The sequence below is a fragment of the Shewanella sp. A22 genome, from assembly GCF_053850585.1.
The window spans coordinates 14,066-26,799 of record NZ_JBSQBN010000017.1; the positions used below are offsets into that span (position 1 = coordinate 14,066).

Annotated in this window: 12 protein-coding genes; 9 read left to right on the forward strand and 3 right to left on the reverse strand. The window is 41.3% G+C overall.

Annotation, left to right across the window (positions count from 1 at the left end; all coding sequences use genetic code 11):
• Positions 1 to 63: 63 nt before the first annotated feature.
• From ACWXWT_RS05085 to ACWXWT_RS05105, 5 genes are all read left to right on the forward strand, one after another.
• Positions 64 to 2,295 (forward strand): heparinase II/III domain-containing protein, encoded by a 2,232-nt coding sequence (locus ACWXWT_RS05085; RefSeq protein ID WP_456040564.1) that lies wholly within the window; start codon positions 64 to 66, stop codon positions 2,293 to 2,295.
• Between the two features lie 43 nt (positions 2,296 to 2,338).
• Entirely contained in the window at positions 2,339 to 2,686 is a 348-nt protein-coding gene (locus tag ACWXWT_RS05090) for a cupin domain-containing protein (RefSeq protein ID WP_137222629.1), read from the forward strand.
• Complete coding sequence (locus ACWXWT_RS05095) at positions 2,683 to 3,969, forward strand: MFS transporter (protein WP_456040532.1); 1,287 nt, start codon at positions 2,683 to 2,685, stop codon at positions 3,967 to 3,969. The genes ACWXWT_RS05090 and ACWXWT_RS05095 overlap by 4 nt, the downstream gene beginning before the upstream one ends.
• Before the next feature lie 2 nt (positions 3,970 to 3,971).
• Complete coding sequence (locus ACWXWT_RS05100) at positions 3,972 to 4,913, forward strand: sugar kinase (protein ID WP_456040533.1); 942 nt, start codon at positions 3,972 to 3,974, stop codon at positions 4,911 to 4,913.
• 178 nt (positions 4,914 to 5,091) lie between these two features.
• Positions 5,092 to 5,862: a class I SAM-dependent methyltransferase gene (locus ACWXWT_RS05105; protein ID WP_456040534.1), complete on the forward strand. Its 771-nt coding sequence runs from the start codon at positions 5,092 to 5,094 to the stop codon at positions 5,860 to 5,862.
• A 17-nt stretch (positions 5,863 to 5,879) separates the two neighbouring features.
• On the opposite strand, the gene ACWXWT_RS05110 is transcribed toward ACWXWT_RS05105, so the two are convergent.
• Entirely contained in the window at positions 5,880 to 6,767 is an 888-nt protein-coding gene (locus ACWXWT_RS05110) for a sterol desaturase family protein (protein ID WP_456040535.1), read from the reverse strand.
• A 110-nt stretch (positions 6,768 to 6,877) separates the two neighbouring features.
• On the reverse strand, positions 6,878 to 7,903 hold the full coding sequence (locus ACWXWT_RS05115) for a DUF2804 domain-containing protein (protein ID WP_456040536.1): 1,026 nt from the start codon (positions 7,901 to 7,903) through the stop codon (positions 6,878 to 6,880).
• Between the two features lie 272 nt (positions 7,904 to 8,175).
• On the opposite strand from ACWXWT_RS05115, the gene ACWXWT_RS05120 reads away from it, so the two are divergent.
• From ACWXWT_RS05120 to ACWXWT_RS05135, 4 genes are all read left to right on the forward strand, one after another.
• The gene (locus ACWXWT_RS05120; RefSeq protein WP_456040537.1) at positions 8,176 to 8,742 is read left to right on the forward strand and encodes a YajG family lipoprotein; all 567 of its coding nucleotides are present in this window, start codon (positions 8,176 to 8,178) and stop codon (positions 8,740 to 8,742) included.
• Positions 8,743 to 8,801: 59 nt separating this feature from the next.
• Positions 8,802 to 9,386, forward strand: coding sequence for a peptidylprolyl isomerase (locus ACWXWT_RS05125; RefSeq protein WP_456040538.1), 585 nt, complete (start codon positions 8,802 to 8,804; stop codon positions 9,384 to 9,386).
• 325 nt (positions 9,387 to 9,711) lie between these two features.
• Positions 9,712 to 10,044, forward strand: coding sequence for a hypothetical protein (locus tag ACWXWT_RS05130; RefSeq protein WP_456040565.1), 333 nt, complete (start codon positions 9,712 to 9,714; stop codon positions 10,042 to 10,044).
• Between the two features lie 116 nt (positions 10,045 to 10,160).
• Positions 10,161 to 11,588, forward strand: a complete 1,428-nt coding sequence (locus ACWXWT_RS05135; protein ID WP_456040539.1) for an AmpG family muropeptide MFS transporter — start codon at positions 10,161 to 10,163, stop codon at positions 11,586 to 11,588.
• A gap of 444 nt (positions 11,589 to 12,032) precedes the next feature.
• Here ACWXWT_RS05135 and ACWXWT_RS05140 read toward each other — a convergent pair whose 3' ends face one another.
• Entirely contained in the window at positions 12,033 to 12,722 is a 690-nt protein-coding gene (locus ACWXWT_RS05140) for a hypothetical protein (RefSeq protein WP_456040540.1), read from the reverse strand.
• Positions 12,723 to 12,734: the final 12 nt, after the last annotated feature.

The following is a 12,734-nucleotide window of genomic DNA, read 5'->3' on the forward strand; positions in this document are numbered from 1 at the left end:
AACATCAAACTCAAAAACGACAAAGACCAACTGACGAATATGGCTGGTATTGCCTTAAAAAGCATGACCCGCTTGGCACTAAAACCACTTACATTCATTGCGTTTGTAGCCTGTAGTATTGCTCTGCCTGCAGTAGCAGCAAGTCACCCTAACTTGGTCATAAACCAGCAAGACGTTAAGGCCATGAAACTGGCCATTACACAACCGGGTGCCTTTAAAGATGCATTTGATGCCAAGCTTAGTGCCGTTGATTTAGGTCTTACTCAACCCATTGAGGTTCCGACCCCAAAAGATGCTGGCGGTGGATACACTCACGAAAAGCACAAAAGTAATTACCAGCAAATGTATGACACGGGCATTATTTATCAGCTTACTGGTGATAAAAAATATGCCAAATACGTTAAAAATATGCTGTTGCAATACGCCCAACTTTACCCAACACTCCCGTTGCACCCTAAGCGTAAAAGCAATAATGAGGGTAAATTATTTTGGCAAGGACTCAATGAAGCAGTTTGGTTGGTTCATACCATTCAGGCATATGACTTTATCTACGATGCTCTGACACCTGCTGAACGAAACAGTATCGAAAAAGGGGCGATTACCCCTGTCGCATTGTTCTTATCAGAGCAATCCCCACATACCTTCAACAAAGTACATAACCATGGTACTTGGGCCACCGCTGCGGTAGGCATGAGTGGTTATGTGCTAGACAAACCATTATGGGTTGAACGTGCACTATACGATTTAAACCTCGCCAAAAAAGGCGGCTTTATGCGTCAGCTGAGCGAGTTGTTTTCGCCAGACGGTTACTACAATGAAGGGCCTTATTATCAGCGTTATGCGTTAATGCCGTTTGTGACTTTTGCTAAAGCCATTGAGCAGAACGAACCACAACGTAAAATATTCCAATACCGTGATGGCATTTTACTTAAAGCGATTACCAGCACTGTTGAACTCAGTTATAACAAACTATTTTTTCCATTGAATGATGCGATTAAAAGCAAAGGGATCGACACTATTGAGTTAGTTAATGGCGTTGCGATAGCCTATGGCCTAAATGGTGACCCACGCTTATTAGATATCGCCCAACAGCAAAACAACATCTTACTTACCGGTGATGGGCTCAAGGTAGCCCAAGGCTTAGATAACCATCTGCAGCAACCCTTTCCATTTACATCGGCGTTATTTCGCGATGGTCAACATGGTGACGACGGTGCATTAGTGGTCATGCGTCAAGGCGAAGCCAACGACCAAGCCATTGTCTTTAAAGCAACTTCACAGGGTTTAGGTCACGGTCATTTTGATAAATTAACCTGGCAATTTTACGATGCGGGTAATGAAATTGTGTCAGATTACGGTGCGGCGCGTTTTCTCAATGTTGAAGCTAAATTTGGCGGACGCTATTTACCAGAAAATAAATCTTGGGCCAAACAAACCATTGCCCATAACACCTTAGTGGTTGATGAAAAAAGTCACTTTAACGGTGACGTTAACCTCGCTAATAAACATCATCCCGAGCTAGCATTTTATGATGCTAAACAAGATTTAACTATCTCATCAGCATCAATTGACACGGCTTATGATGATGTAGCCTTTAAACGCACACTTGCTCTAGTCAACATTAAGCAACGCGATGCGGTTATTGGCATTGATATTATGCGAGTCACAGCAGACAAACCGCATCAATATGACCTTCCGATACATTATCAAGGACAATTGATCGACACTAACTTTGACAGACAGGCTTCGTTGACACACTTATCGACGCTAGGTAACCAAAATGGTTATCAGCACTTATGGTCGTTAGCAACCGCCAACTTAACCAAAGAGAAAGCCGCTAACGAGTTAGCTAAAGTGACTTGGTTAAATGACAATGGCCATTTCTATACCCTTAGCACGTTAGTTAATACTAACTTCAACAACGCCACTGACGAGAAAATGTTATTCACTCAATTGGGCGCCAACGATCCCAATATGAACTTACGCCAACAGCAGTCGTTCATTCACCGAGTGAATGCAACTAATCATACTTATCTCAGTGTGATAGAGCCTCACGGTGAGTACAACCCATCAAAAGAATACACCTTAGCAGCCACCAGCAGCGTAGCTGGGCTAATCTATCATCAACAAGATGAGCTAGAAGCGGTGCAAATACTCTTTACCGATGGACAACAATATTTGCTGGCAATAAACCAAACAGATAAAGCGGTAACTCAAGGTACCCAAAGCGTCATTAGCATTAATGGAGTGCAATATCCGTTTAGCGGACGCGCCCAATTATTAAACATTAAATAATTCAATTAAGACAAAAATTAAAATAAAAATGGGGAGTAAGATCATGCAACAGAGTGAACATTTTTCGTTTGGGGATAGTACCGAAATTGAAGATATCGGTGGCGGACTGAAACGCCAAATGCTGGGGTTTAATAATGAACTCATGGCCGTAAAAATTTGGTTTGATAAAGGCGCTGAGGGTTATGTGCATGCCCATCGCCATTCACAAGTATCGTATGTGGTAGAAGGCGAGTTTCATGTCAATGTGGATGGCGTCATTAAGGTGCTGAACGCGGGAGACAGCTTTTTTGTGCCCCCTCATGTTGATCATGGTGCGGTTTGCCCAACTGGCGGCATTTTAATTGATACCTTTAGCCCTGCGCGCGAAGACTTCGTTGAGGGGTTAACATGAAAAACAGTCCATTCAAACTAAAACACTTACGATGGCTAGTGGTTACTTTAGTGGCACTTGCTACCGTCATTAATTACATTGACCGCTCCGCCCTTGCCATTATGTGGCCAGGCATAGCCGAAGACTTAGGCTTAGATAAAAGCGATTATGCCAACATTATTACCGTGTTCATGATCTCATATGCTATTGGTCAGTCTTTATTTGGTAAAATATTTGATGCTATCGGTACTCGCTTAGGTTTTTTACTGTCAATTGTCGTGTGGTCAGTTTCAATCGCCTTGCACGCGGTTGCAGCAAGCGTAACCTCATTTGCTATTTTCAGAGCCATGCTCGGGTTAGGTGAAGCGGGTAACTGGCCTGGTGCAACCAAAGCCAATGCTGAATGGTTTCCGATTAAAGAGCGTGCATTAGCACAAGGTATTTTTAACTCTGGTGCGTCTTTAGGCTCAATTATTGCGCCACCATTTATTGCCTTTCTATATGCATTTTTAGGTTGGCAGGCGACCTTTATTGTTGTTGGTTCATTGGGTATTATCTGGATTATTCCATGGATGATTATCTATAAATCAGCACCAGATGCTCATCCATGGATCACCGAAGAAGAGCGCCAACATATTTTAACAGGTCAACAATGTTCAACAGAGCAACAAGAAGCCAAAGAATATGTACCCACCATGGGGCAATTATTGCGTCACCGTCAAGCATGGGGCGTTATAGCTGCGCGCTTTTTCATCGATCCAATCTGGTGGTTATTTGTTGCTTGGCTACCACTGTATTTAAATGAAAAATTTGGTTTTGATGTTAAACAAATTGGCGCATTTGCTTGGTTACCTTATGTCGGTGCTGCAGTTGGAGCGTTATTTGGAGGCTGGTTTAGTGGTCATTTAATGCATCGCGGTTGGTCTGTAAATAAAGCTCGCCGTGGTGTCATAGTATTAGGCTGTATGGTGATGTTGCCATCATTATTATTAACATCACTAGCTGCTACACCTTGGATGGCAATGGGGCTTATCGCACTTATCTTATTTGGTTTTCAAACCGCCATTGGTAACGTACAAACCTTACCGAGTGATTACTTTTCGGGTAAAACAGTGGGTACGTTAGCAGGTATTAGCGGTACCTCTGCGGTATTAAGTGTAATTATCACCATTCAATTGGTACCCATGATGACCAAAGGCGGTGACTATGGTCCATTCTTTATTTTAGGTGCTGCACTGGTCCCATTAGCGTTAATCTCACTTTGGTTAGGCGGTAAAATTCAACAAGTAAAAAGGAAATCATAACGGTGAAAAGTGTGTTTTTATTTGGTGAGTGCATGGTCGAATTGCAGCGGGTCACGGCCACCAGCTTGCGGCAATCATTTGCAGGTGATGTGTATAACTCTGGGGTTTATTTAAAACGAACCTTTAGTGACATTAATACCCACCTAGTCACGGCTATTGGCCAAGACAGCTTTAGCCAGGCGATGCTACAGAGTTTTGCTGATGAGGCCATTAATACCGACATGGTATTTAAGAGCCCTGACAAAATTGCTGGGCTGTATGCTATTCAAACCGATAGTCAAGGTGAGCGTAGTTTTACTTACTGGCGCAGCGATTCTGCCGCAAGACAAGTGATGCAATTTATTGACGATGCTGCCATCAGTAAGATAACTCAAGCAGATATGGTATTTTTCTCGGGCATTTCGTTAGCGGTAATCAAACCAGAAGATAGAGATACCTTTTGGCAAATGATCAAACAATGCAAGCAAGCGGGTGTCAGTATTGTGTTTGATCCGAATTACCGCGCGAGAATGTGGCAAAATCCACAACAAGCCAAAGTCCAGTTTGATATTGCCTTTGGCTTGGCCGATGTGGCGTTACCTGGGGTTGATGACTTCGATCAACTCTATGGCATCCACTCGGTAGATGAGATTATTGCGTTTTGTCAGCCTTATGCAATCAATGAACTCGTCATCAAAAATGGTGAAAGCGGCATTAACTACGTGATTAATGATCAGCAGCAACATTTTTCAATCACACCAGTGGCTAATGTGGTTGATACAACATCCGCTGGCGACTCGTTTAACGGAGTGTATCTTGGTGCAAGATTATCTGGCTTAGATATCAACACCGCCATTAAATTAGCATCGCAAGCGGCTGGATTTGTTATTCAGCATAAAGGCGCTATAGCCCCTAAAACTGAATTTAATCAATTTATTGAACATCAAAAACTAATAATGCTATAGCACCTAAAGCGTCATCTTTAATTGCTTACAAACAGGCTTGATAACACCTAGTTATCAAGCTTTTTTATTTGATCTTAACTACAAGCTTAATGATATGTTGCTATATTAATATCCAGCCAAGTAAAATTACTAAAAAATTTAGAAAATTACCCAATAAAAACAATAAGAAGATACTAAAATGGACTATTTAGCCATCAATAAACACGCATGGAACCAGCGAACCAAAATCCATCTCGACTCAGCATTTTACGACTTAGACGCATTTATCCAAGGCCAGTCATCGTTAAACCCTATTGAACTTGAACAAGTCGGCGATGTGCACAATAAAAGCCTACTGCATTTACAATGTCACTTTGGGCAAGACAGCTTATCGTGGGCAAGACTGGGCGCCAATGTCACTGGCGTCGATTTATCTAGTGAGTCTATTGCGAAAGCCAAACAGCTTGCGATTCAAATGCAATTACCTGCGACATTCATCAATCAAGATATTGACCAATTTGGTGCGACCAATACTCAGCAATACGACATGGTATTTACTTCTTACGGGGTGTTATCTTGGTTGCCTGATTTAAATCGTTGGGCACAAACCGTTGCACGGGCTTTACGCTCTGGTGGTGAACTTCATCTGATTGAGTTCCATCCTTTTAACGACTTGCTATCTGGTTATAGTTATTTTCCACAATCACAACCCGATATTGAAGATGAAGTCACCTACACCGAAAACCACAACGACCAAATCGAAACGGTCGTCACTTGGCCGCATCCCATAAGCGAAGTCATTAGCGCACTCATTTATGCAGGACTAAATATTGAGTCATTTAACGAACATCAATATAGCCCTTATAACTGCTCTGAAGGACTAGAATATGTAGAAGAAAAAGGTTATCAGTTACGACACAAAAATAACCCTATTCCGCTGATATATTCGATTAAGGCAATAAAGCCATAATAGCCCATGCCTTTAAACTAGTTTGAACGCGGGTCAGTTTTGGTGACAGAAGGTTGATGAGTTGACGGTGGAGAAAAAAGTATTCGAAAACGCTGCCCTAATGATAAGGACGATTGGCTCACGTCACGCCACATATCGCGCCACTCACTAAAGGTGACCACTAGCGGATTAAAGCTGTTTACTGGCTTTGTGATGCCGTATTGAACCGTATCAACCTCAGGCTCGAACGTACCAAATATTTTGTCCCATATAATCAGTACACCGGCATAGTTTTTATCAATATAGTGCGGATTGCGACCATGATGAACACGATGATGAGATGGAGTGTTAAAAATCCACTCCAGTGGCCCTAACGACTTAATGGCTTGAGTATGTACAAAAAACTGCAACCCAAGGTTAAGTAATACGGCAAACACCACCCAGTTAGGGTCAAAGCCAATTACCACCAAAGGTAACCAAAACAGCCACATTCCAGCCAGAGGATACATTAAGCTTTGTCTAAAGGCGGTGCTGAAATTCATATTTTCTGAGCTGTGATGCACTACATGTGCAGCCCACATCCAACGAATACGATGACTAGCGCGATGAAACCAGTAATAACAAAAGTCTTGAGCAATGAGTAATAAACCCAAGGTGAATAATGTCATTTCGATATCAAATAAACGCCAGCCAAAAAAATGTAAATAGACTTTTGCAATAAATAAGCCCGCGATAATATCCGCAACTTGATGCATGCCAGCCAATACAAAATTGCACAACACTTCAGCGGGACGATATTGCGCATTGCTGGGCAAGCGCTGAGCGCGAACACCAAACCACCATTCCAATAAAATGCAGCCGAAAAATATCGGCGCTAACACCAGTAATAACCACTCAGGATGAGCAATCAATAAATCCATGTCCATATTGTTATCCATTTCTGTTTATAATTATTATTTTCAGCGATAGACCATCTCAAAGACTGCATAATAACATTTAAAATCAATTGATTAACTCGATTAATTATTAGTATTCATTACCACTTAGCAAAATGGTCTTCAGTTAACCCTAATTGGTTTGTTAAGCGATATTGATTGCCATTGTTATCACAAATCACCCCGCTGAAATGGCCAATATATTGTCTAAAATTGTTTTTTAGCCAGATTAAATTGAGCTTTTCGCTGCGTTGATTTAACGGTCTAAAATGCAAATCAACTTGACCATCATTGGTAGTGATATGCCATACATCCTGCTGTGAACGTCGATTAAAATCAAACTGTGCAGCACCCAATAAGTGGCGTTCACCATTTATCCACATTACATTTTCGGTTTGACCCGTTTCGTTTACGCCGGCGGCTAAATTCAGCCCAATAACACCATCGTCGGTTTGGGCATTGATTGAAGCCCAACGCCAACTGGTTTCGCGACGCATAAATCCGGCCGAAAAGTCATAACCTGCCAGCGCATGATTTAAGGGCTGTGGTTCATGACGAATGGTTAGTTGCCCTGTTACAGCTAAACCATTGTGCTTTTGAGTATATGTCCAACCGTTATAACCTGTGGGCGTACACAAGCTTATCGGTAAACTCAGCGGTGCAGGTTGGATGCGTAAATTGGCTTGTATATCGGCAAGGTTGATATCGACCAGCCATTGTCCATCGACAATATCGATAACAATACCTTTGTGTTTACGGCCGATTTCGGCGCGCCCATGCTTAGGAGAGTCGCTTAACTTACAACCAACCCCTAATGGGGTTAACCATTGTGTCTGGGTCAGCTTGTTGGCTTTGATGTCATAAAGATAACAAAAGCCATTAGCAACATACCTAATATCGGCAATCGCAACCGCCACAATATAATGAGGGGTAATAATGCTAACAAACTGGAATTGTTTAAAATTAAAATGCTTTGCCAGTTTCGATGCGGGTTTATCCATTACCGTAGAATAAGCAAATTGATCCACATTGAGTAAATCAACAATCCCATCAAATACACCAAATACAGGTTGGCCATTGGCAGTGATTAATTTATCTGGAGCCAATTGTGGCTGTTTATGTTGCATGGTATTACCTACATCACATTGTTTATTAGACCTAAGTTGCATCATACTAACCTTAATTGTTCAGCCGTCTATGTCAACAAACGTGATACATTATGTTTAGTATCCACAGTTTAAAATCGATTAAGATCGATATCTTAATATTTAACTCCACCAGCATACATTATGATGTCCCTTATTAAGGTTATGTTTTTAACAACATAACCTTAGGGGTGCTGGAAACCCCGACAAATTCTGGTATCCTTTAACTACCTATAGTTCGAAATTGTTGTCTCATGAAGTTACTAATCCCTATTTTACTTTCTACATTAATGTTAACTGCCTGCGCAAGTTATGAGCCTACTCATGTCGGCCTTAATCCCACCCTGGGCGCTATTCAGTTACAAACTGAAGCCGATTTTCCTGTCATGGTAGAAACTATTGACACACGTGAAGCCAGTTTTGTAGTGCGTTTTAATGAAGAAGGCAAACCACCTAAACTGGTCAGTGCAAGTGAACCGATTCGCCAACAGTTGGAAAAACTGTTTCGTAATGGAATGAATAAAGCCGGCTATATTATTGACCCAGCAGCACGTAATTCAGTGCAATTTCAACTGAACTATTTGCTCGCAGATGTGACAGACACCACGTTTAGTTTTGAATCAAAAACACGATTAGTTATCAACGTTTTGGCTAAAAATGCGCAACAAGAATTTACTAAAACATATAATGCTAATGGTTACTTAAAAGGCCCATTAAGCCCAGACTTCGCCACACTTGAATTAGATATCACCAAGCTGGTTGATAAACTCACTACCGAAATTCTTAACGACAAAGAGTTGCACCAATTTATTCAACGCTAACACAGCACGTTTACCCAACATTGGCATCAAAAGATGCCAATAAAAAAGGATTGCATATTATGTTGAAATGGCTAACCACTTGCCTATTGTTATTAACCAGTTTAAGCACCAACGCTGCGATCGATATCCAAAAAGACACCTTATATCCACAAGTTGAGTTTGATACCTCTATGGGGAAAATAGTGGTTGAATTAGATCGCACCCGTGCACCACTCACCGTTGATAATTTTTTAACGTACGTAGTTAAAGGCGAATATGACAATACTATTTTTCATCGTGTTATTGCCGAGTTTGTGGTCCAAGGCGGCGGATTAACCGCAAAATTAGAAGAGCGCCCTTCCACTGCTCCTGTGATAAACGAATCCGGTAATGGCTTATCTAACACCTTTGGTACAATTGCAATGGCTCGTGATAATGATCCTCATTCAGCAACGCGTCAATTTTACTTCAATGTAGGCGATAATAAGAAACTAGATCCTTCCAAACGTCGTTGGGGTTATGCCGTTTTTGGTGAAGTCACCCAAGGCATGGAGGTATTAGAAGCAATATCACTTGTACCAACGGAGCACAACAGTACATTAAACTGGCCTGATGTTCCGGTTAACACCATCATGCTAAAAAAAGCCACTTTACTGCCTCGCTAATCCTCTATAATTCGTCTATAACTACCGATGGTTAAGCCTCATCGGTAGTAGTTTAGAATCAACAAAAATAACCTTGCTAGCCTTCCTTCATGGCTAGCTCACTCAGTTGTTGTTAAATATTTACACTACGTCACAGCTTACACCCTATACAAATTGACTAGCTGATAAATTAAGAAAGTAGTACTATCGAATGACAAAGTGAGGCTTTTTTTCACGTTCGCATCTTCAAAAACAAGATTAGCGTCTATACTCTATTATAAGTATTCACCCAGTTAGCTGCGCAATTCTTGGCAACCGTATTAAGCATACTCAAGGACGTATTATGATGACGGCTAATGATTTCATTGAAACCAAAGCACCACAACTTGCCTATTTCGGCAAAGCTTTTTTAGACAATCAATTAGATTACAAAGAAATCCAACTGTACATGTGGGATGTTCTTGAAGAATGGCAATTCATATCAAACAACCCCAATCAAATAACAGAACAACCTAGCGACACAGAAAAGGTATTTTGGCACTTATTATACTGCTTTGATCATTGGTCAGGTTGGACAATTAAAGGTAACCAATACTTACGTCAGCAAGTTAATGATTGTTGCGATTACATTAATATTGGCGGTAATGTGCCACAAAGCTGCATTGGGATCAGACCTTAATGCAATCATCTAAATTCAGGTTTAACCTCAAACTCATGGAATAATCTTTTAGAATGGCTTGAACCAAAGCCCCTTGCAACATAAGCTAGAGCCATTCTTCATTATCCAGTTGTCTTATGTCGGTTTTTTTATCTCGAACCCGTGAAGCCTTATCGGTTTACTACCACAAACGAGTATTCATTTTACTCTTGCTAGGCTTTTCTGCTGGCTTACCATTAATGCTAGTCTTTTCTACCCTCAGCTTTTGGTTGCGTGAAGCCGGTATCGACCGAGCCGCTATTGGCTATTTTAGCTGGATAGCGCTGACTTATGCTTTTAAATGGGCATGGTCTCCCCTCGTCGACCGTATGTCACTCCCCTTCTTCACCCGTTTTTTAGGCCGACGACGCGGCTGGATGCTGTTTGCACAATTATGCTTAGTAGGCGCCATACTCGGTATGTCGGTGAGCGACCCCGTGGTCAATCTTGAACGCTTGGCATTATGTGCCCTGCTTTTGGCCTTTGCTTCAGCCACACAAGACATTGTCATTGATGCTTTTCGAATTGAATCCGCCCCAGAAAAAATGCAAGCGGCCCTAGCAGCAGCCTACCAAGTTGGATATCGCAGTGCGATGATTATAGCTACTGCGGGTGCCTTAACTATTGCAGCTTGGGTTTCACCAGATAATGATGCATATAACCTACAAGCATGGCAAACTGCATACTTTGCCATGGCGATGTTAATGGGTATTGGCATTATTACCACGTTATGCAGTAAAGAACCGCAGGTAGATACCAAGCACGCTGACGATACAGAGCACCTATTAAGAGCAGAGTTTGCAGCCAAATACTCAGTGAACATCGCGGGAGCATTAGCTTGGTTATACTGCGCGAGTGTATTGCCATTTATTGACTTTTTTAAACGTTATGGCAAAAGTGCAATTCTCATATTATTGTTAATATCGTGCTATCGTATCTCCGATATTGTCATGGGGATTATGGCAAATGTGTTTTACGTCGACATCGGTTTTAGCAAAGAAGAAATCGCTTTTATCAGTAAAGTCTATGGTTTGATCATGACCTTAGTCGGCGCCGCTTTTGGTGGCGTATTGTTGATGCGTTATGGCACCATGAAGATTTTATTCTTAGGTGCATTGTTAGTCGCGGTCACCAACCTGCTGTTTGCTTGGCAGGCTTATATTGGCTACAACGTACCATTTTTAACCTTAGCCATATCGGTGGATAATTTTAGTGCAGGCATTGCGACAGCGGCATTTATCGCTTATTTATCCAGCTTAACCAGTAGTGGTTATAGCGCCACACAATATGCGTTATTGTCGTCGATTATGTTACTGTTTCCAAAATTTATTGCTGGATTTTCAGGCTTGTACGTTGATGCTTTTGGCTATATCAATTTCTTTATTGCTGCCAGTTTAATTGGTTTTCCGGTGTTACTATTGGTGGTATTGGTTAACCGCTCACAAAAACAAGCGCTTGTAATAGAACCAGTATCAACAGAACAATCGATTGATGTGTCGCCAGATGTGGGTAAACCACCAATGTAGTTTTTACATCCAAAGCTGAATTTGGATTAACGTTGTGGCGCTTGCCTCACTTAATCCCATTCAGGAATAGCTAAATCAGCTATGTTTACAGATCAATTTCAAGACAGGCTTTAATCACATCTCTATCAATAATATGTGTATTCGCCAACACAAATGTAATATATTCCGCAACTCTCGAATATTACCCACAGAATCATGCTTTCTTAACTAATTGATTGCAGAATCAGTCACTAAGTACTTTCCACTGTTATCTATTCGATGCAAGATCGCGGCACTTGTTATACCAATCCTATTAAATATGTGATCTTTCAGCGGGAGTTCAAAGTGCTGTAGGCAAGGTGTAACCCGATTTATTTCAAGAAATGTCATTTAACACGTTTGGGACAAAATTTGTCAGCAATACCAAATTGAAAATATCGCCTTTATTGCTTTTGATATCTGCAGTTAAATATCCTCTAACTCGATACCATCAGGATTGAGTGCGTGAAGGTTATCTAATTTAACTTTCGCGTTAGCATCTTTGTCATTTTTAATATCGGTAAATGTTTGCATTTCCACTCCTGCGTCCTTTGTTTTTAAATAGTCACTTTCGACTGCTTTTACCCAAGACTGGCAGTCGTGACGTCCTAACTTATATTCTCCAAAATTATTTTTTCGTCCAATGCTTTGAATAAGAACCCTATCCTCGTAATCATCATTACTTAGCGTTTTTATGTCGCTATATCCCCTAGTATGTACTTGTTCCTTGAACAGTTCCCCTGGCCCTGATGCGCCTTCAATTGCATGATAACCAACGTTATCACTGGCCCCAACTGTAGGCAACACATAGCCTCTATCAAATATGATGTGTGCATGATGTAAAAGACCTCGGCCATTAACCAAACTATTAGTCTCACTTGTATCATATTCAGCTTGCGCCAACGGGCGCCTGGCTACTTTTGCTTGTTTCTGTATTGGATCGTGCCGATTAGAAGAGAAATCATTGGCTATATTTTGTAGTTTTCGTTGAGCAATGACCTCAGGTCGATGATCCACAAACTGAAGAGTAAAACCTGTTCCTCTGTGTTTTGCTGAAAGGCCGTTCGATATCGATTGCCGTTTATTATCTTGCGTTGTCTTGGCGTGGGTTTTCATATGTAAAATCCT

Coding starts and splice junctions, on each gene's coding strand:
- ACWXWT_RS05105 (WP_456040534.1), top strand. CDS start 5,092: ATGGACTATTTAGCCATCAATAAACACGCATGGAACCAGCGAACCAAA.
- ACWXWT_RS05090 (WP_137222629.1), top strand. CDS start 2,339: ATGCAACAGAGTGAACATTTTTCGTTTGGGGATAGTACCGAAATTGAA.
- ACWXWT_RS05095 (WP_456040532.1), top strand. CDS start 2,683: ATGAAAAACAGTCCATTCAAACTAAAACACTTACGATGGCTAGTGGTT.
- ACWXWT_RS05130 (WP_456040565.1), top strand. CDS start 9,712: ATGACGGCTAATGATTTCATTGAAACCAAAGCACCACAACTTGCCTAT.
- ACWXWT_RS05115 (WP_456040536.1), bottom strand. CDS start 7,903: ATGCAACATAAACAGCCACAATTGGCTCCAGATAAATTAATCACTGCC.
- ACWXWT_RS05125 (WP_456040538.1), top strand. CDS start 8,802: ATGTTGAAATGGCTAACCACTTGCCTATTGTTATTAACCAGTTTAAGC.
- ACWXWT_RS05135 (WP_456040539.1), top strand. CDS start 10,161: ATGTCGGTTTTTTTATCTCGAACCCGTGAAGCCTTATCGGTTTACTAC.
- ACWXWT_RS05085 (WP_456040564.1), top strand. CDS start 64: ATGACCCGCTTGGCACTAAAACCACTTACATTCATTGCGTTTGTAGCC.
- ACWXWT_RS05120 (WP_456040537.1), top strand. CDS start 8,176: ATGAAGTTACTAATCCCTATTTTACTTTCTACATTAATGTTAACTGCC.
- ACWXWT_RS05140 (WP_456040540.1), bottom strand. CDS start 12,722: ATGAAAACCCACGCCAAGACAACGCAAGATAATAAACGGCAATCGATA.
- ACWXWT_RS05110 (WP_456040535.1), bottom strand. CDS start 6,767: ATGGACATGGATTTATTGATTGCTCATCCTGAGTGGTTATTACTGGTG.